Source organism: Streptomyces sp. R21 (genome assembly GCF_041051975.1).
Taxonomy (GTDB): Bacteria; Actinomycetota; Actinomycetes; order Streptomycetales; family Streptomycetaceae; genus Streptomyces.
On the sequence record NZ_CP163435.1, the window covers coordinates 4,850,340 to 4,869,328 of the forward strand.

At 70.8% G+C, this 18,989-nt stretch carries 18 protein-coding genes; 9 read left to right on the forward strand and 9 right to left on the reverse strand.

Translation table 11 applies throughout. The features are described 5' to 3' along the window. Positions 1-5: 5 nt before the first annotated feature. The 4 genes from AB5J56_RS21535 to AB5J56_RS21550 form a co-directional block, all read right to left on the reverse strand. Positions 6-887 carry an SRPBCC domain-containing protein gene (locus AB5J56_RS21535; RefSeq protein ID WP_369234388.1) on the reverse strand — a complete coding sequence of 294 codons (882 nt, stop codon included), beginning with the start codon at positions 885-887 and terminating at the stop codon, positions 6-8. 77 nt (positions 888-964) lie between these two features. Further along, a complete protein-coding gene (locus AB5J56_RS21540) occupies positions 965-2,608 on the reverse strand; it encodes a polyamine aminopropyltransferase (RefSeq protein ID WP_369234389.1) in 1,644 nt (547 codons plus the stop codon). Positions 2,609-2,748: 140 nt separating this feature from the next. Continuing rightward, entirely contained in the window at positions 2,749-3,285 is a 537-nt protein-coding gene (locus AB5J56_RS21545) for a DUF2617 family protein (protein ID WP_369234390.1), read from the reverse strand. Between the two features lie 862 nt (positions 3,286-4,147). Further along, positions 4,148-4,555, reverse strand: a complete 408-nt coding sequence (locus AB5J56_RS21550) for a hypothetical protein (protein WP_369234391.1) — start codon at positions 4,553-4,555, stop codon at positions 4,148-4,150. A gap of 183 nt (positions 4,556-4,738) precedes the next feature. On the opposite strand from AB5J56_RS21550, the gene AB5J56_RS21555 reads away from it, so the two are divergent. Both AB5J56_RS21555 and AB5J56_RS21560 read left to right on the forward strand, forming a co-directional pair. Next, positions 4,739-5,932, forward strand: coding sequence for a pyridoxal phosphate-dependent aminotransferase (locus AB5J56_RS21555; protein WP_369234392.1), 1,194 nt, complete (start codon positions 4,739-4,741; stop codon positions 5,930-5,932). Positions 5,933-6,137: 205 nt separating this feature from the next. After that, entirely contained in the window at positions 6,138-7,256 is a 1,119-nt protein-coding gene (locus AB5J56_RS21560) for a hypothetical protein (protein ID WP_369242693.1), read from the forward strand. Positions 7,257-7,268: 12 nt separating this feature from the next. Here the strand turns inward: AB5J56_RS21560 and AB5J56_RS21565 are convergent, their stop codons facing one another. Then, the gene (locus tag AB5J56_RS21565) at positions 7,269-7,823 is read right to left on the reverse strand and encodes a YbjN domain-containing protein (RefSeq protein ID WP_369234393.1); all 555 of its coding nucleotides are present in this window, start codon (positions 7,821-7,823) and stop codon (positions 7,269-7,271) included. A 172-nt stretch (positions 7,824-7,995) separates the two neighbouring features. Here AB5J56_RS21565 and AB5J56_RS21570 point away from each other — a divergent pair, with 172 nt between their 5' ends. Further along, entirely contained in the window at positions 7,996-8,160 is a 165-nt protein-coding gene (locus AB5J56_RS21570) for a hypothetical protein (RefSeq protein ID WP_369234394.1), read from the forward strand. 42 nt (positions 8,161-8,202) lie between these two features. Here the strand turns inward: AB5J56_RS21570 and clpB are convergent, their stop codons facing one another. Then, the gene (gene clpB, locus AB5J56_RS21575; RefSeq protein WP_369234395.1) at positions 8,203-10,800 is read right to left on the reverse strand and encodes an ATP-dependent chaperone ClpB; all 2,598 of its coding nucleotides are present in this window, start codon (positions 10,798-10,800) and stop codon (positions 8,203-8,205) included. Between the two features lie 162 nt (positions 10,801-10,962). Here clpB and AB5J56_RS21580 point away from each other — a divergent pair, with 162 nt between their 5' ends. After that, complete coding sequence (locus AB5J56_RS21580) at positions 10,963-11,376, forward strand: pyridoxamine 5'-phosphate oxidase family protein (RefSeq protein ID WP_369234396.1); 414 nt, start codon at positions 10,963-10,965, stop codon at positions 11,374-11,376. Between the two features lie 145 nt (positions 11,377-11,521). Here AB5J56_RS21580 and AB5J56_RS21585 read toward each other — a convergent pair whose 3' ends face one another. Together AB5J56_RS21585 and AB5J56_RS21590 are read right to left on the reverse strand one after the other, a co-directional pair. After that, a complete protein-coding gene (locus AB5J56_RS21585; protein ID WP_369234398.1) occupies positions 11,522-11,857 on the reverse strand; it encodes a hypothetical protein in 336 nt (111 codons plus the stop codon). Next, positions 11,854-12,105 carry a hypothetical protein gene (locus AB5J56_RS21590; protein ID WP_369234399.1) on the reverse strand — a complete coding sequence of 84 codons (252 nt, stop codon included), beginning with the start codon at positions 12,103-12,105 and terminating at the stop codon, positions 11,854-11,856. Before AB5J56_RS21590 ends, AB5J56_RS21585 begins: the two co-directional genes overlap by 4 nt. Positions 12,106-12,235: 130 nt before the next feature. Here AB5J56_RS21590 and AB5J56_RS21595 point away from each other — a divergent pair, with 130 nt between their 5' ends. Further along, positions 12,236-13,228, forward strand: a complete 993-nt coding sequence (locus AB5J56_RS21595) for a helix-turn-helix transcriptional regulator (RefSeq protein WP_369234400.1) — start codon at positions 12,236-12,238, stop codon at positions 13,226-13,228. Then, complete coding sequence (locus AB5J56_RS21600; protein ID WP_369234401.1) at positions 13,225-14,247, forward strand: helix-turn-helix transcriptional regulator; 1,023 nt, start codon at positions 13,225-13,227, stop codon at positions 14,245-14,247. Before AB5J56_RS21595 ends, AB5J56_RS21600 begins: the two co-directional genes overlap by 4 nt. On the opposite strand, the gene AB5J56_RS21605 is transcribed toward AB5J56_RS21600, so the two are convergent. Then, positions 14,171-15,244 carry a LuxR C-terminal-related transcriptional regulator gene (locus AB5J56_RS21605; protein WP_369234402.1) on the reverse strand — a complete coding sequence of 358 codons (1,074 nt, stop codon included), beginning with the start codon at positions 15,242-15,244 and terminating at the stop codon, positions 14,171-14,173. The two genes, AB5J56_RS21600 and AB5J56_RS21605, sit on opposite strands and share 77 nt — an antisense overlap. 346 nt (positions 15,245-15,590) lie before the next feature. Here AB5J56_RS21605 and AB5J56_RS21610 point away from each other — a divergent pair, with 346 nt between their 5' ends. Genes AB5J56_RS21610 through AB5J56_RS21620 form a run of 3 tightly spaced genes read left to right on the forward strand, consistent with a single transcriptional unit; the run spans position 15,591 to position 18,968 of the window. Next, on the forward strand, positions 15,591-17,135 hold the full coding sequence (locus AB5J56_RS21610) for a circularly permuted type 2 ATP-grasp protein (protein WP_369234403.1): 1,545 nt from the start codon (positions 15,591-15,593) through the stop codon (positions 17,133-17,135). Between the two features lie 49 nt (positions 17,136-17,184). After that, positions 17,185-18,117, forward strand: coding sequence for an alpha-E domain-containing protein (locus tag AB5J56_RS21615; RefSeq protein WP_369234404.1), 933 nt, complete (start codon positions 17,185-17,187; stop codon positions 18,115-18,117). An 8-nt stretch (positions 18,118-18,125) separates the two neighbouring features. Continuing rightward, complete coding sequence (locus tag AB5J56_RS21620; protein ID WP_369234405.1) at positions 18,126-18,968, forward strand: transglutaminase domain-containing protein; 843 nt, start codon at positions 18,126-18,128, stop codon at positions 18,966-18,968. The last annotated feature ends 21 nt before the right edge of the window (positions 18,969-18,989 follow it).

Below are 18,989 nucleotides of genomic sequence, written 5' to 3' on the forward strand. Positions count from 1 at the left end.
GAGGGTCAGCGGCGCTTGCGCAAGGCTCGGGTCACCGCGATGGCGGAGGCGAGGGCGAGGGCCGCGGCGGGGGCCGCCCAGCGGAGGGTGGCACGGGCGGCGGCCGCCTCCGGCGCGGGAACGGGGGCGTAGCGTCCCCGCGGCGGCGCATGGTCCACCTCTTCCGCACTGCGCCCGATCATCGTGCGCCGCGCATGCGCGGCCTCGGCCATCGGATCGGCCCGCACACCGGGGAACGAAGCCCCCGCCAAGGCCTCCTCCGCGTCGTCGAGGTCCTCACCGAGCTCCTCGGTGAAGTCCTCCGCGAGAGGGTCGAGGGACGGCGGCGGCACCTCGGTCTCGAAGACAGAGGGAGAGGAGGGGGGCTCCTGTTCGGAGGCTTCGGAAGCCGAAGGGGTCTCGGAGGCCCCGGCGTCGGGGGTCTCCTCCGGCTGCGGCTGCGGCTCGGAGCCCAGCGGCTCGTCCGCCGCCCCATCCGCCAGGTTCTCCGCGAAACGGTTCAGCAGCCGCGCCCCCGCCGACGCCACCGCGTCCGCCGGCAGCTCCGCCACCCGGCCGTCCCCCCTCGCCGTACCGCCGAAGGCGAGCGTCGTGCCGCCGTCCGCGGGGACGAGCCGTAGCGAGAGGGCCAGCTTGACCGAGCCGCTGCCGCGGGCCTCCGTCGCGTCGCCCTCCACGGTGTACGCGTCGTCGCCCTGCTCGGCGACCCGCACCGCACCGCGGTAAGTGATCGTGTGGCCGCCCACCCGGACCTTCAGCCGGCCGGACACGGGAGGCGTGCCCGCGTCCTGCTGGAACCCGGGAACCGCCCGGGCCACCCGTGCGGGATCGGCCAGCGCCTCCCGCAGCCGCTCGACCGGAACCGGAACGAACACCTCATGGTCCATGTCAGCCGAGCCTACCCAGCACGGCCCCGGCCGCACCTGCCTATCACGCGTTTTCCCGTCCGAAACCGGGCTCCGCCTCAGTCGGCGTACCGCGGATGCACCAGCGTGGAGGCCGGGAGACCGGGGATGCGGGTGCGGGCCGCCGCCCTGGCGTCCGCCGCCAGGGCGACGCGGGTCAGGGTGCGCAGCGGCGGCTCCGTCGGGTCGAGGCTCAGCGTGGGAGGGGTGGTGGAGGCCAGCAGGAAGCCCCAGTCGCGGGGGGCGCGGGAGGCGCCCGCCGTGCGGTCGGGGCCCGCGGCGAAGCCGATGTCACGGCCGTCCACGCGGTACGGCGCCGTACACAGCCCGGCCGCCCGCATCGTCGCGTCGACGGTCCAGAAGATCCGCCGCCGGGTCGTCACCGGCCCCGCGTGCACCGCCAGCCGCCCGCCCGGCGCCAGGACGCGGCGCGCCAGGCCGTAGAACTCCTGCGAGTAGAGCTTCGTGCTCGCCGTGATGCCGGGGTCGGGCAGGTCCGAGATCACCACGTCGTACGTCGGCGGGGCGCCGCGCAGCCAGTGGAAGGCGTCCGCCGTGACGGTGTGGACGCGCGGGTCGTCGTACGCGTGTCCGTTGAGCTTCGAGAGCCCCGGGTCGTGGCGCGCCAGCCCGAGCACGGTCGCGTCGAGTTCGACCACGTCGACACGGCGTACGCCCGCGTGGCGCAGCACCTCGCGCACCGCGAGCCCGTCGCCGCCGCCGAGGACGAGCACGCGCGCGTGCGGCCCGTTCATCGCGGGGTGGACGAGCGCCTCGTGGAAGCGGCGCTCGTCATGGCCGCTGACCCGCAGGCGGCCGTCGAGGAAGAGGTCAAGGGGGCTGCCGTGCGTACCGCCGGTCAGGACGACCTCCTGGACGCCGGTCTGCAGCGCCACCCGTACGTCGTTGCCGTACACCGCGTGCCGCGCCGCCCGTTCGAAGTCGTCGACCAGGACGGCCGCCGCGGCGAGTATCCCGAGGACGACGACGTTGGCGACGATCAGCAGCCAGCGTCCGCGCCGGGTCAGGTCACGCCGGAACAGGCCCAGGACGAGGGCGCCGCCGGCGATCGCGTTGACCGTGCCGGTGAGCAGCGCGCCCGTCAACTGGCCCAGCAGCGGCAGGAGGAGGAAGGGGAAGGCCAGACCGCCGACGAGCGCGCCGACGTAGTCCGCCGCGAAGAGGTCCGCCACCGCGCCGCCCGCGTCCTGTCGGCGGATGCGCTGGATCAGCTCCATGAGCAGCGGGACCTCGGCGCCGATCAGCAGACCGATGGCGAGGGAGAAGGCGACCAGCAGATAGCGGGAGCCGGCCGCCCAGATTCCGCCCCAGTCGCCCGTCCACGCGAACACCGCGTACAGCGCCATCGCGCTGCATCCGCCGACCAGCGCGAGCGCCGCCTCGACCGCGCCGAACCCCGCCGCGGCGCGCGGGCGCAGCCGTTTGGCGGCGAGCGAGCCGACGCCCATCGCGAAGACCATCACGGACAGCACGACGGACGCCTGGGTGACCGAGTCGCCCATCAAGTACGAGGCCAGGGCGACCAGTTCGAGTTCGTACACCAGTCCGCAGGCCGCGCAGACGAATACCCCCGCGAGGACGAGGAACCGCCCGGTGCCCGGGCTGACGGGCAGCCGCGCCTGGCCCTGGACGCGCCAGGGCGGCGGCGCGCCGGGGGGAGCAGGCGCGTGCGGTTCGATCACCTTGGGAACGCTACGTCACGCTTGCGCTGGCTTTGGTCACCCACACGTGTGGAACCGTGGGCTTGTTGGGCAACCGGGGTTTGCCGCCCCTGGGGGGCTGCGCCCCCCAGACCCCCGCTTCGGCCTGGACGGCCTCGTCCTCAGACGCCGGACGGGCTGAGAACCCCGCTGAGTTGCCGTACCCCCACCCTCGTCCGCGTCGCCACCAGTTGACCGTCCTGCGGGTAGGCGTGCCACGTGCGCCAGTGGACCTGGCCCTCGTGGCGTTGGGCGAGCATCGCGGTGAAGGCGTGGGGGCTGCCGGGGAAGACACCCGCGAGGCCGTTGGGGTGGTCGGAGACCAGGGCGAGCAACTCCTGGGCGCGGCCCGCGAAAGAGCCGTCGGAGAGCGTTTCGACGCGGGCCGCGAACTCGTACTCCCAGTCGCCGAGCCGTTTCGCCACGCCGAGCGGGAGGGGCGTACTGCTGCCGGGGATGCACGCGACGGTCTCCGAACAACTGCCCTGCTCGTCCTCCAGAAGTACCTGGTGGGACGCGCCGAGCAGCCGCAACTGGAGTCTTGCCCCGGTGAGTTCGAGGTCGAGGGTGGCGAGCGCGGGCAGCGGTTCGCGTCCCAGGGCCCAGGCGAGGTCTGCCGCGCGCGTGTCGGTGTAAGCGGTGTTCAGGGTCGTGAGCATGGATCGGCTCCGCTAGGACGCAATAAGGGAGGTGGGGGGGTCCGGCGCACCCGGTCGGCGTCGGGAGAACGGCCCGGTCAGCCCGCTCAGGAAGGACGTCCGAGGGCTGCTTTGGTGATTTAGAGGGAATCATGAACTGTGACGCCACCACAGCGTTTTTACCCAACTTCGTAGGGTTTCCATCCCCCCGAGGGCTCCACAGCTCAACTGTTCAACCGCGGCGTACGCCCGGAGCACGGAAGTGCCTGCCGGGAGCCGTTCCCCGACAGGCACTTCACCGCGTTCCGGATGTGGCTCCCCCGAGGAGCTCGGCTGCCCCGTGTCAGCTGCCTCCGCCGCATCCGCCCCCGCCACCGCACGAGGAGCCGCCCCCGCAGGAGGACCCGCCTCCGCACGAAGAGCCGCCTCCGCACGAGTGGCTGCTGTGTCCCCCGTGGTGGCCGCCCGACGAGCCGCTGCCGCACGAGGCCGCCGAGCCGGCTCCCCCGCCGGCCCACCAACTGCTGCTCGAGGAGCTGCCGCTGGATCGGTGGCCCCGCCGCTTGGACAGTGCGACCGGACCGCCGGCGTTCCGATTGGCGACCACACGGGTCGCGACCAGACCGATGACGACTACCGCCAGGATGATGCCGATGACCATGGCTCCACCCTCCTTTCGTTCCCCCGAAGCGGCCCCCCGTGGGCTGTCGCTCCGTGCACGGGATCCGTGCGTGAGAGGGGGATGCCCTCGTGTCTCACGCGTCAAAGCAGAGTTGAGGAACTTCAGAGGGTTCTTACGCGGAAACGGCCCCTGACCTGCACGGAAACGCAGGTCGGGGGCCGTCCGTACCTCACTGGGCCGACCGGGGGCCGTGGTCCGGCCTCAGCAGCGCGGCAGCGGATTGGTTTCGTCGATGACGTCGCTGTCCTTCACGTAGCCCCAGCCGCCATGGCTCTGGTGAGGAGTGTCGGCGAGTGTGTAGATCCAGCGGTTGGGGTGCGGACCGCCGCCGCCTGTGGGATCACCCTCGTATCGGCATTTGAACCAGTTGGTATCGGAATTGAGGTAGCCGACGGTCTGCCCGGCCCACTGGACGCGGATCCCCGGCTTGTTCCGGCACCACCAGTGGTTGGCGACGGCATCGAGATCACAGTCGTACGTCACTGCGCGGCCGGCAACAGGTTTCACGGAGGGCTGCGCGACGGCAGCGCTCGTCAAGGTACTGACGAGGACGAACGCGCAAGCTGCAGCGCCTGCGAGTCGGGCGGCGCGGGGTGAGGTCCTGGTCATGAGCACATCCCGGAAGTCGGTGACGTGGAGCGCTCCCAACCTCACAGACCTGAGCGCGGCCCGCCATCAATTCGATCAGCGTCGAAAACGCCGCCAGGGGTCGTGCGGGCGTGGTGCCTCGGGTACCTCCGCAGGCGTTCATCCACGAGGACAAGTTGAGGAACTCCAGCGCTTGGGCGCAGGATGACGGCCATGACCTCCAGCGCTCGCCCCCTCCTCAACCGTCGGCTCGCCGAGTTCGGTACGACGATCTTCGCCGAGATGTCCGCCCTGGCCCTCAGCACGGGTTCGATCAACCTCGGCCAGGGCTTCCCCGACACGGACGGGCCCGAGGAGATCCGGGAGGCGGCGGTGCGCGCGCTCAGGGACGGGCGGGGCAACCAGTACCCGCCGGGCCCCGGCGTCCCCGAGCTGCGCACGGCGATCGCCGCGCACCAGGAGCGGCGGTACGCACTCCCGTACGACCCCGACACCGAGGTCCTCGTCACGGCGGGCGCCACCGAGGCCATCGCCGCGACCCTGCTGGCGCTGGTCGAACCCGGCGACGAGGTGATCGCCTTCGAGCCGTACTACGACTCCTACGCGGCCTGCATCGCGATGGCGGGCGGGACACGGGTTCCGGTCACGCTGCGGCCGGACCACGCGTCCGCCTCCTTCCGGCTCGACCTCGACGAGCTGCGCGACGCCGTGACGGACCGGACGCGGCTGCTGCTGATCAACACCCCGCACAACCCGACCGGCACGGTGCTCACCCGCGAGGAGCTCGCCTTCATCGCCGAGCTGGCCGTCGAGCGCGATCTGCTCGTGGTGACGGACGAGGTGTACGAGCACCTCGTGTACGACGACGCCGAGCACCTGCCGCTCGCGACCTTCCCCGGGATGCGCGAGCGGACGGTCTCGATCGGGTCCGCCGGCAAGACCTTCTCGTTCACCGGCTGGAAGGTGGGCTGGGTGACCGCCGCGCCCGGGCTGGTCTCCGCCGTCCGCTCGGCCAAGCAGTTCCTGACGTATGTCGCCTCCGGGCCCTTCCAGTACGCCGTCGCCGAGGCGCTCGCGCTGCCCGACACGTACTTCGAGGCGTTCCGCGCGGACATGCGGGCCAAGCGGGATGTCCTCGCGGCCGGACTCACGGAGGCGGGCTTCGAGGTCTTCCGGCCCGCCGGCACGTACTTCATCACCACCGACATCCGTCCCCTCGGCGAGTCCGACGGCTTCGCCTTCTGCCGCTCCCTGCCGGAGCGCGCCGGCGTCGTCGCCATCCCGAACGCGGTCTTCTACGACCACCGGGAGGCCGGCGCCCCCTTCGTGCGGTTCGCCTTCTGCAAGCAGACGGAGGTGCTGGAGGAGGCGGCCAAGCGGTTGAAGGCGGCCTGGTAGGCCGCCTTTTATCAGCCGCCTCCCTGCCGTTTGCCGAGGCGCGCCGGGGTGGTGCGACACGTACCCACACGGGCGCCCAAAGCTCGCAAATCACCCATGTGGGACGCAAAGTTCGGGTGTGACCCACGCCAGTACCATCCCAGCCCCCGTTACCAAGGAACCCGGCGCTGGTGGCTGTGCCCACCCGTCCCACCCTGCGGGACGCCTGCCCACAGCAGCGGCGACGGCGCTGGGACTCTTCGCGACGGCCCGGCTGCTCGGCCTGGCCGTGGTCGCCGGGACCGCCTGGGGCACCGGGCAGCGCCCCTTCGCCCTGCTCGGACGATCCTGGGACTCGCTCTGGTACCTGGGCATCGCGGCGCACGGCTATGGACGGACGCTGTACTTCCGGCCCACCGTCATCCACAGCGACCTGGCGTTCTTCCCGCTCTACCCGGCGCTGGTGCGCACCGTCACCACGCTCACCCCGCTCGGCGGGGGCGCGGCGGGCCTGCTCGTCGCGTGGTGCGCGGCCGGCGTCGCCGCGTGCGGGCTGTACGCGATCGGGGCGCGGCTGCATGGCCGCGCGGTCGGCACCGCACTCGTGCTGCTGTGGGGCCTGCTCCCGCACTCCGTCGTGCTGTCCATGGCGTACACCGAGCCCGTGCTCACCGCCCTCGCGGCCTGGTCCCTGTACGCCGTACTGAGCGAGCGGTGGCTGTGGGCGGGCGCCCTGGCCGCGCTCGCCGGGCTGTCGCGGCCCAACGGCTTCGCGGTCGCGGCGGCGGTCCTCGCGGCGGCGGCGCATGAGATCTGGAGGCGGCGCGGGCGAAAAGTTCCCCACAGCCTGTGGACAGGCGCCGCGCTCGCGCCGCTCGGCTGGGGCGGCTATGTGCTGTGGGTGGGCCGGCGCAAGGGCGATCCGCTCGGCGGCTACTTCACCGTGCAGCGGCTGTGGGGCTCGCGCTTCGACCTCGGCCACGGCTCGCTGCACTTCATCCGGCACCTGCTGCTGCACGGGGACCGCTTCGTGTTCCCCATGACGATGGTGATCGTCGCGGCGGGCGTGCTCCTCTACGCGCTGCTGATCGCCGACCGCGCCCCGCTGCCGCTGCTCGTCTACAGCGGCGTACTCCTGCTGATCGCGCTCGGCGGCTCGGGGTTCTTCGAGTCCAAGCCGCGCTTTCTGCTGCCCGCGTTCCCGCTGCTGCTGCCGCTGGCGCGGGCGCTGGTGCGCACGGCAAGAGCCCGGCCCTGGCACGCGACCGTGGTGGTCGGCGCCCTGGCCGGGCTCTCGTTCGCCTATGGGGCGTATCTGGTGGTCGTCGCCCACACGCCCCTGTGACCCGGGAGGTCCCTACTCGGCGTCGCCGCCCTCGGGCTGCTCGCCGTCCTCGGGCTTCTCGTCGGCCTCGTCGACCGCTTCGGTCAGGCCGAGCTGCTCCACGAGCCACTTGTCGAACTCGATCGCGGCCCGCACCCAGCTGACCGTCGAGGAGACGAAGTGCTCCAGCGCGACGCCGGTGCCGATCAGCATCTGCGCCTCGCCGATCAGGCGGACGGTGCCGTCGTCGTGCGTGTGGCTGTAGACCTTCGGCCACAGCGTGCGACGGTTCCAGTCGTCGATGGACTCCAGCAGCGCCGGCTTCTCGTCGATCTGGTGCGGCCGGTCGTAGAACGTCCGCACCGAGAAGACCTGCTGGTCACCCTCGCCGCGGAACATGAAGTACGTACGGAACTGCTCCCACGGCGCCGCGAGGTCACCCTCGTCGTCGACGACATACTTCAGCTCCATCTGCTCCAGGAGCTGCTTCACAAGGTCCTGATCCGGGACGACGGGGCCCGCCGGTCCGCCGGGCTGCGGCTCGGGCTGGCCCCCGAAGTTCGGAATCGAGGACGGGTCGATGCTCACCGTGTATTTCCCTTCGTACGGATCCTGCCATCCTCCCCCATGCGGGGCGGGGGGTGGCAACCCCTGACGGGGCCTGTCCGCCGCTGGCTGACACGATCCGGTCACCAGGCCGGTGACGAGGCCGGAACGCCCCGGTGACCCGGGCGGGTCACCGGGCCGGGACGATCACGTCATGCGCATGCGGAGAGAGGTCCGGTGGCTCCTGTGGGGGCTGTGGCTGGGGTGCCTGGTGTTCGCCGCCTGGTTCATCGTGGCGGTGATCGTCTTCCTCACCGACGACTCCCCCCTCAACCAGCTGCAAAACCTCGGCCCCCTTCCCGGCGATCTCCATCGGTGATCGCCGGGAAGGGGGCCCTACGGCACCCGCGGTGACGGCCGGCTACAGCGTCTTCCCCGTCGCAGGACCCACGATCAGCCCGTCCCCGAAGGCGTCCACGCGGACCGTGTCGCCGTCCTTGACCTCGCCCGCGAGGATCTCCTTCGCAAGCCGGTCGCCGATGGCGGTCTGGACGAGGCGGCGCAGCGGCCGGGCGCCGTACGCCGGGTCGTTGCCCTCGTCCGCGAGCCAGGCCAGGGCCGCGTCGGTAACCTCCAGGGTGAGCCGGCGCTCCGCGAGGCGCCCCGCGAGGCGCTCGATCTGGAGCTTCGCGATGCGCTCCAGCTCCTCCTTGTTCAGGGCGGAGAAGACCACCAGGTCGTCGAGCCGGTTGAGGAACTCCGGCTTGAAGGAGGCCCGTACGACCTCCAGGACCTGCTGCTTCTTCTCCTCCTCGGTCGTCAGCGGCTCGACGAGGAACTGGCTGCCCAGGTTCGAGGTGAGGACCAGGATGGTGTTGCGGAAGTCGACGGTGCGGCCCTGACCGTCCGTCAGACGCCCGTCGTCCAGGACCTGGAGGAGAACGTCGAAGACCTCAGGGTGCGCCTTCTCGACCTCGTCGAGCAGGATCACGCTGTACGGGCGGCGGCGTACGGCCTCGGTGAGCTGGCCGCCCTCCTCGTACCCGACGTATCCGGGCGGGGCGCCGACCAGTCGCGCGACGCTGTGCTTCTCGCCGTACTCGCTCATGTCGATGCGGACCATCGCCCGCTCGTCGTCGAAGAGGAAGTCGGCGAGGGCCTTGGCGAGTTCGGTCTTGCCGACGCCGGTCGGGCCGAGGAAGAGGAACGAGCCGGTCGGTCGGTCCGGGTCCGCGATGCCCGCGCGGGTGCGGCGCACGGCGTCCGAGACGGCCTGTACGGCCTCGGCCTGGCCGATCAGCCGACGCCCCAACTCCTCCTCCATGCGCAGGAGTTTCTGCGTCTCGCCCTCCAGGAGACGCCCGGCGGGGATGCCGGTCCAGGCGCCGACCACGTCCGCGATGTCGTCCGGGCCGACCTCCTCCTTCACCATCGTGCCCTTGGCGGCCTCCTCCTCGGCCTCGGAGGCTTCCTCCAAGTCGCGCTCCAGGGTGGGGATCTCGCCGTAGAGCAGCTTGGAGGCGGTGTCGAAGTCGCCGTCGCGCTGGGCCCGTTCGGCCGTGCCGCGCAACTCGTCCAGCTTCTCCTTCAGTTCACCGACCCGGTTGAGGGACTGCTTCTCCTTCTCCCAGCGGGCGGTGAGGCCGCGCAGCTCCTCCTCCTTGTCGGCGAGGTCGCGGCGCAGCTTCTCCAGGCGCTGCCGGGAGGCGGGGTCGGTCTCCTTGTCGAGGGCCAGCTCCTCCATCTTCAGCCGGTCGACGGCGCGCTGGAGTTCGTCGATCTCGACGGGCGAGGAGTCGATCTCCATACGGAGCCGGGAGGCCGCCTCGTCGACCAGGTCGATGGCCTTGTCGGGGAGGAAGCGGGAGGTGATGTACCGGTCGGAGAGGGTGGCCGCCGCGACGAGCGCGCTGTCGGCGATCTGGACCTTGTGGTGGGCCTCGTAGCGGCCCTTGAGTCCGCGCAGGATCGCGATCGAGTCCTCGACGGTGGGCTCGGCGACCAGCACCTGCTGGAAGCGGCGCTCCAGCGCGGGGTCCTTCTCGATGCGCTCGCGGTACTCGTCGAGCGTGGTCGCGCCGACCATGCGCAGCTCGCCGCGGGCGAGCATGGGCTTCAGCATGTTGCCGGCGTCCATCGCGGAGTCGCCGCCGGCGCCCGCGCCCACGACGGTGTGCAGCTCGTCGATGAAGGTGATGATCTGCCCGTCGCTGCCCTTGATCTCGGCCAGGACGGTCTTCAGGCGCTCCTCGAACTCACCTCGGTACTTGGCGCCCGCGACCATCGCGCCGAGGTCGAGCGCGACCAGCCGCTTGTTCTTGAGGGACTCGGGGACGTCGCCCTTCACGATGCGCTGGGCGAGCCCCTCGACGACGGCCGTCTTGCCGACGCCGGGCTCACCGATGAGGACGGGGTTGTTCTTGGTGCGCCGGGACAGCACCTGCACGACCCGGCGGATCTCCTGGTCCCGTCCGATGACGGGGTCGAGCTTCCCCTCGCGCGCGGCGGCGGTGAAGTCCGTACCGAACTTTTCGAGTGCCTTGTACTGGCCCTCGGGATCCGGGGTCGTCACCCGGCGCCCTCCCCTGGTCTCCTGGAACGCCGACAGCAGCTTTTTCGCACTGGCGCCCTGCCCGGACAGTACGTCACCGGCGGCGCCGCCCTTCGCGGCGATCCCGATGAGCAGATGCTCGGTCGAGAGGTACTCGTCGCCGAGGTCCTTGGCCTTGGCCTGTGCGTCGGCGATGACGGCGAGCAGCTCGCGGCTGGGCTGTGGGGGCGCGACGGTGGAACCGGTCACGCTGGGCAGCCCGGCGAGCACGCGCTCGGCTCCGGCGCGCACGGAGGGCTGGTCGGCGTCCACGGCGGCCAGCAGGTCGATGATGTTCTCGTTCTCCTGCCCCTCAAGCAGCGCCAGGAGCAGGTGGGCGGGTGTGAGGTCCGGGTGCCCCGCGGACACGGCCCGGTTACTGGCCGCGTTGATCGCGTCCCGGCTCCTGTTGGTCAGCTCGGCGTCCACGTTCGCGTTCTCCTCCTTGCGTCAGCCGTCTGCGGCCGTCGGTCTCGTCTCCTCGTACTGACTCACCCAACGGCTACAAAGTTGAGTCTATTCCACTCAAGGTCGGCGCGGAAGCGAACGTCACAGTGGATACGGATGCCGGGGGAAGTAGATTCAGGGCCCATGGCTTCGTATCCAGTGGACCCGCGGCAGCCCGACGCCGCCTACCTCAGCTTCTGGCGGGAACGTCACCTGTGCACCCTGACGACCCTCCGCCCCGACGGCACACCCCATGTGGTGCCGGTCGGCGTCACCTACGACCCGGAGGCGGGCCTCGCGCGGGTCATCACCAACAAGTCCAGCGCGAAGGTCGGGCATGTGCTCGCGGCCGGCGCCGACGGGGCGCGGGTCGCCGTCTGCCAGGTGGACGGGCGACGCTGGGCCACGCTGGAGGGGCAGGCGTTCGTGCGCACCGAGCCGGAGCGCATCGCCGAGGCCGAGCGGCGGTATGCGGAGCGTTACGAGCGGGTGCCGTCGCCGAACCCGTCCCGCGTGGTGATCGAGATCGAGCTGCGGGCGGCGATGGGGAGAGGCTGAAACCGGTCGGTGCCGAAGTGGCCCCGGGATGCGACCATGTCCTGAGATTTCCCCGAAAACTGCAGCGGCGTCACCGTGTTCAGGTCACGGTGACGCCGCTGCGGGGGGAAGTACCTGCGCGATCTACTACGACGGGGGAATCGCGTCAGGCACTGCGGGGGGTGGCTGAGATGGTCTGGACGTCCGGAACATCCGGCTCCACCAGCTGATGGTCACGCTGGTCCAGGTTCACAAAGATCATTCCGTATCGAATGGCGCACCGGACCGGCTGCGGCGCCCCCCGAGGCCGCCGCAGACACCGGTACGCCCGTACGTCGTCGTCCTCGTCCCGGGTGACGACGACAGGCTCTCCGAACACGGTCACCATCAAGGAGTCACCGCTGTGGGGGATGGCGGTGGCCAGATCGATGAAGTGCCAGCCGGAGCGGTAGGCCGTGGCCATTTCGCGGCGAAAGGAGCGGTCATCGGGTGGAATCGTCATGCGTCTGCGTCCGCCGCTGCCTGCCAGCCGACATCCTGCGCACCGTCGCCGGAGACGACCTGCCAGCCGACATCCTGAGCGACGACCTGCCAGCCGACATCCTGGGTTCCATCGGTGTGGGCCACTGCACTTTGGGTGGTGCCGGAGGTGATCTGCCAGCCGACGTCGAGAGGACCGGCCACGCCGAAGGCCAGTGCCGCAGCAACGACGCCCGTAGCAAGCACCGAGCGAAGCATTCTCTTTTTCATGGTCGGCTTCGTCCTCACTTGATGGCTTCCTCTCCCCCGCGAAATAAGACGATGGCTCATTCAGGCACGTCAATGCCACAGAAGAGATGCATCATGTTCCTGCACGTTCAGGACCCTGGGGGGTGGAGATTTGCCAACAAAAAGCACAAAACCGACACATCCTCACGGCATAACCGATCTGTGTGACGCAGGTGCCCGGCTTTATGCCAGTGCTCTCGCCTCGGGACGCATCTCCCGCGGCGAGTCCGAGTCTGCTCCCTGCCTGCTCGAATTCGCACTGCTTCACCCGGACCCGGATGACGCGAACTGGTTGCGCCCCGTACCGCCGTCCGTTGTGCTCGCACAGCGGCTCCAGCCCCTGGAACGGGAGATCCAGGACCGCCGTCGGCTCACCCTCAACCTCACAGACGCCTTCCAGCCGTTCCTGACCATCAGCGCTCAGAAGCCCGCCACGACGCACGCCATCACCGTGCTGGAGGGCAACACCCGGATCAATGCCGCACTCGACGTGGCGATAGCCGAGGCCCGCACCGAAGTCCTGACCGTCCAGCCCGGCGGCAGCCGGCCCGAACACATCCTGAGTCAGGCACTGGAGCGGAGTAAGCCCCTGATAGAACGGGGCATCTCCGTGCGCACTTTGTACCAGCACACGGTCCGGCACAGCCAGAGCACCTTCGCGTACATGGACAAGATGGCCGGCGCCAAGGTGGAGATCCGCACGCTGGAAGAGCTCATCGAGAGGCTCATCATCTGTGATCAGACGGTGGCCTTCATCCCTGCCCAGGACGACCGGCAGGTGGCCCTGGAGCTTCGTCACCCCGGCCTCGTCCAGTATCTGATCAAGGTCTTCGAACAACTCTGGCAGCGCGCGACCCCGTTGATGGACGAGGTCCGCTACGAGGCGACTCCCGAGGGCATCACCGGCGTCCAGCGCTCCATAGCCAAGCTCCTCATCGAGGGGCACGTCGACGAGGCCATAGCCCGCCGCCTCGGCATGAACGTCCGCACCTGCCGAGCCCACATCGCCAAGCTCGCCGCCGCGCTGGGCAGTGGCAGCCGCGCTCAACTCGGCTTTCGCATAGCGCAGTCGGGAATCCTGGAGCAGGAAGAGCCCACGCGGTGACGACGGCGCACACGCCACACGGCGCCGAGGAGCTGTGCGAGGTGGGCGCCGATCTCTACGAGCGAGCCCTGCGCGAGGGATCCGTACCCGGAGAGGAGGCGGACGCCACCCCATGCCTGATCGACTTCGGCCTGTTGCAGCCCTGCCTCGAGGACATGTGCCGCCTCTCACCCGTCGCGCCCGCCCTCGCCCTCCACCGGCTGCTCCGCACGGCCGAGGACGGCATCGCGGAAACGCGGCGGCGCGAGGTCCGACTGGCCGAGGCGTTCGAGCCGCTGATGCGCATCGACGGCGGTCGGACGGCACCTGCGGACACGCCGATGATCAGCATCCTCAGTGGCCTGGAACGGATCAACCGCGGCATCGCCGAGGCCATGGCCAACGCCTCCAGCGAACTCCTCGCCATCCATCCCCACACCAGTTACACCCGTGCGATCCCCGAGATCAACGGCGCAGTCGTGGAGCGCGACCAGGCCCTGTTGGATCGCGGGGGCCGTATCCGCACCCTCTACCAGCACACACTTCGCCATGCTCCCGCCGTTCTTGCCCGCTACGAGCAGCTGAACGGCGATGTCGAAGCCCGCACCCTGGACGAGGTCACCGACCGGCTCCTCGTCATCGACGAGGCCGTCGCTTTCATCCCCGCCAGCAAAGACCGCAAGCTCGCCCTGGAGGTACGCCACCCCGCCCTGATCACCTACTTCGTCACCACCTTCGACCGTCTCTGGCACCTGGCCACCCCCATGCATCCCGAAGCCGTCCAACGCCCCTCCCTCAAGGGCGTGACCCCGCGCCAGCGCGCCATCGCCGGCCTCCTCGTCGAAGGCCACACCGACGCCGTCATGGCCGAACGCCTCGGCATGAACATCCGCACCGCCCGCGTCCACATCGCCAAACTCGCCGCCACTCTCGGCAGCGAAAGCCGCGCCCAACTCGGCTACCTCATAGGCCAGTCGGGGATCCTGGAGCAGGAGCAGGAGCAGGAGCAGGAGCAGGAGCGGCAGCAGGACCACCGGTGAGCGGCGCCAGATCAGGTGGACGTAGGGGACCGTCCAGCCCCGCCTGCGCGATACGGACGCCCAACTGCGTACGGCTGGCCGCGCCCAGCGTCTCCGAGAGGCGGGCGATGTGCGCGCGGCACGTGCGGACGCTGATGCCGAGGCGTTCGGCGATGGCGGCGTCCTGGTGGCCCTCGGCCAGCAGGGTCGCGATCGAGCGCTCCCGGTGGGTGATGCCCTCGATGCCCGTCGAGGGGAGCGGGGAGGTCAGCGGGATGGCCAGCCGCCAGAGGCGTTCGAAGACGGTGACGAGGTACTCCACGAGCGCCGGGTGGCGCAGTTCCAGGGCGATCGTGCGGTCCGTGTTCGCCGGGATGAAGGCCACCTTGCCGTCGAAGAGGATGAGCCGCTCCACGACCTCGTCGAGGGAGCGGGCCTCGGCGGCGCCCCCCATCAGCTCCAGGTAGTTGTGCAGGCCCTGGCCGTGCCGGGCGACATGCGTGTACAGGTCGCGCATGCGCACGCCGCGCCGGCGCAGCTCCAGCCCCCGGTGCAGCCCCTCGGACAGCTCGTCCTCGCGCCGGATGCCGCCCGGCTGCACGGTGAGCACTTCGGTCGTGCACGCCTCGGTCGCCGCGTCCATGGCGGCGTGGATGCGCGGCAGTCCGTCCAGGACGCGGATCGCCATGCCTTCGGCGGGGGCCTGGACGCCCGCGCCGAGCCCCGCGTACCACTCGTACGCGGCCACCGCGTCGCCCATCCGCGCCTGGCTGGCGGTGACTTCGTCGTAGACCCCGCGCAGCAGCCGGGTCATGACCTCCTGCGGCGAGGTCGGCACCAGCCAGCCCATGTCGTCGGGGTCGGGGTGCAGCAGCGCCAGCTCGACCAGGCAGGGCGCCGCCTCGGCGTCAGAGCGCGGCACGCGCCCGCGTCGTACCGCGCGGGAATACACCCGATCCCCAGCCTCGCACAGCCGGTCAGCGCCGTGCGGATGCGTGTCCGTCCCGTGCCCGGCCATCTTCCACTCCTGGCTCCAACGCCTGGCTCCAGCGTCTTCCGCAGCGCAACTATGCGCGGCCCGGCCCGCCTCCGCAACACGGCTCCGCCGCTCAGCCGCCCCCAAATCCCCCTTCACGTACGGAATTGTCCCCGCCTCCGCCCATCCCCTTGCAACAACATGAAGGTGCCGCGCCCTCAGTGTGCGGTGCGGGGCGCGGTCGCCTCCCCAAGGGGGCGTGTCACCCGGGACGGACCTGGCCGGATCTCGCCCGTCGGGCCGGAGCCGTGCCCCCCGCGGAATCCACGTGAGCTGCCGGAAATAGCCGAGTGATCGGCACGTTACGTACCGCACCTACCGTCAGCCCATGGCGGACATATTTGACGCGTACGCGTTGGCCGATGCGTGGGACGAGATGTTTGAGCGGCCGGGTGAGGTCAGGACCGCCTATGAGCCGGTGCTGGCGGCGCTGCAGCCCATCGAACCGGGTGAACTGCGCTTCCGGGCCGACCAGATGGCCCGGGCGTTCACCGACCGCGGGGTGACCTACGCCTTCGCGGGCGAGGAGCGGCCCTGGCCGCTGGACCTGGTGCCGCGCATCCTCGACGCACTGGAATGGGACCTCATCCAGCGAGGAGTGGCCCAGCGGGTCAAGGCACTCGAGGCCTACCTCAGCGATGCCTACGGCCCCTGCCGCGCCTTCGAGGACGGAGTCGTGCCCTGGCGCCTGCTGCTCAACTCCCCCCATTTTCACAGAGCCGCGCACGGGATCGAGCCACCGGGCGGCGTACGGATCCACGTCGCCGGCATCGACCTCGTGCGGGACGAGGCAGGGGACTTCCGGGTCCTGGAGGACAACGTCCGCGTGCCGTCCGGGGTCTCGTACGTCATCGAGAACCGGCGCGCGATGACCCGGATCTTCCCCTCCCTCTTCGCCGAACAGCACGTGCTGCCGGTCGACGGGTACGGGCAGCGGCTGCTCGCCGCGCTGCGGGCCGCGGCCCCCGAGGGCGTCGGTGACCCGCGGGTCGTCGTGCTCACCCCCGGCCCCAGCAACGCCGCCTACTTCGAACACGCCCTGCTGGCACGGCTGATGGGCGTGCAGCTCGTCGAGGGGCACGATCTCGTCTGCCGCAACAACCGGGTGTGGATGCGCACCACGCGCGGCGAGATGCCGGTCCATGTCGTATACCGGCGGCTCGACGACGACTTCCTCGATCCGCTGCACTTCCGGCCCGACTCGGTGATCGGCTGCCCGGGCATCATGAACGCCGCGCAGGCGGGCACGGTGACCCTCGCCAACGCCGTCGGCAACGGCATCGCCGACGACAAGCTGCTCTACACGTACGTCCCCGATCTGATCCGCTACTACCTCGGCGAGGAGCCCGTCCTCCCCAACGTGGAGTCCTTCCGGCCCGACGAGCCCGGGCAGTTGGAGGCCGTCCTCGACCAGATCGACCAGCTCGTCATCAAACCGGTCGACGGCGCCGGTGGCCAGGGCATCGTCATCGGGCCCAAGGCCGACGCCGAGACGCTGGAGCGCACCCGCGCGGCCGTCGCCGCCGATCCGCGCGGCTGGATCGCCCAGCGCCCGGTCGCCCTGTCCACGTCCCCCACCCTGTCGGGCGAGGGCATGGCCCCGCGCCACATCGACCTGCGCCCCTTCGCCGTCAACGACGGCAGCGACGTCTGGGTGCTGCCCGGCGGCCTCACCCGGGTCGCCCTCCAGGAGGGCAACCTCATCGTCAACTCCAGCCAGGGCGGCGGCTCCAAGGACACCTGGGTGCTCGCGGAGGGTCCCGCGGAGCCCGTCGAGGCGGAGACCGACGGAGTACTGCCGGACGTCGCCCCACGCCAGCTCGGACCCGACGGCACCCACATCGTCGTACAGGAAGGAGAGCAGCAGCAGTGACGACTCCCCGCACACGTATGGCCACCGCTCTGCCGCAGGAGGTACGGCCGTGAACGACGTGATCCTCTCCCGGATAGCCGAAGCCCTCACCTGGACCGGCCGTTACGTCGAACGGGCGGACACCACCGGCCGCATCCTCGACGCCTATCTGCACCGCCTCCTGGAGGACCCCTGGCGCGACGAGGACACGGCCTGCCGCTCCCTCTACGCCATCCTCGGCGTCGACGCCGGCCACCAACCCGTCGACATGCAGCAGGTGTTGGACCAGCTCGCCTTCGACGCCCGTTCGACCTGCTCGATCGAGGGCGCCCTCGGCGCGGCCCGCCTCAACGCGCGCAGCGCCCGCGAGGCCGTCTCCTCCGAGATGTGGGAGTGCCTCAACTCCACCTGGCACGCGCTCGCCGACCAGCGGATGGCGGCGCGCCGCACGGGCCCGTACGCCTATCTGGAGCTGGTACGCCGCCGGGCCGCGCTCTTCTTCGGGCTCGCGGACTCGACGATGAGCCGGGACGACAGCTGGCGCTTCGTGGTCCTCGGGCGCAGCCTGGAGCGAGTGGACATGACCGTACGGCTGCTGTCCGTACGGGTGTTGGACGCGGCGCACGCCCCGGACTGGCCGACCTTGCTGAGTGCGAGCGGCGCCGACGAGGCGTACGCGCGCATCTACGGCGGCTTCGGCGACACCCCTCGCGTCGCCGAATTCCTGCTCCTGGACCGGAACTTCCCGCGCTCCGCGCTGCACGCGCTGACCACGGCGGAGGAGTGCCTCGAGGCGCTCGGCCGCCAGCGCCAGGACCCGGCGCGCCGCCCGATCGGCCGGATGCGGACGCGGCTGGAATACCTGGACTCGCGCACCCTGGAGGACGGACTCCCCGTGCTGCTGCGGGACTTGCAGCAGTCCTGCATGGCCTCGGCGGAAGCCGTCGCGGAGAAGTTCTTCCCGTACCAGGGGCCCGTCGAGTGGGCCCAGGAAGGAGCGTGAGGGCGCCCATGACCCGCCGACTCCGCATCCGTCACATCACCCGCGTCTCGTACGCGCAGGCCGCGGTCTCCTCGCACAACGAGGTCCGCATGACCCCGCTGACGCTGCCCGGCCAGACCACCCTGGACGCCCGGGTGCTGGTGAACCCGTCCACCGCCACCTGGTCGTACTGGGACTACTGGGGCACCCAGGTCACCGGCTTCGACCTCATGGAGCCCCACGAGGACCTCACCATCACGGCGTCCAGCCTGGTGGAGACGGCCCCGCCGGGCCCCCTGCCCGCCGCGCCCGGCTGGGCGGAGGTGGCAGAACGCACCGCGAACTCCCGCCTGTTGGAGTACGCGGCGCCGACCGCGCGCACGACCGTGCCGGAGGAGCTGCTGGAGCGGGCCCGCGCGGTGGCGCGGGGACTCGACCCGCACGAGGCGGCGGTCGCCGTCTCGCACATGGTCGCCGACCAGGTGTCGTACATCCCCGGCGCCACGAGCGTGAACACCAGCCCCGCCGAGGCCTGGGAGCAGGGCGCGGGCGTCTGCCAGGACATCGCCCAGCTCACGGCGGGCCTGCTGCGCGGCCTCGGCCTGCCCACCCGGTACGTCTCCGGCTACCTCCACCCGGAGCGCGACGCCGAACTCCACCGTCCCGTCGCGGGCCAGAGCCATGCCTGGGTCGAGTACTGGGCGGGCGACTGGACGGGCTACGACCCGACCAACCGCACCCGCGCCGACGAGTCCCACGTGGTCGTCGGCCGCGGCCGGGACTACGACGACGTGACCCCGCACAAGGGCGTGTACCGGGGGGTGGCCGGCGGGCCGCCGGAGGTGACGGTGGAGTTCACGCGGGTGGCCTGAACTCCGTGATGGTGGGCGGCT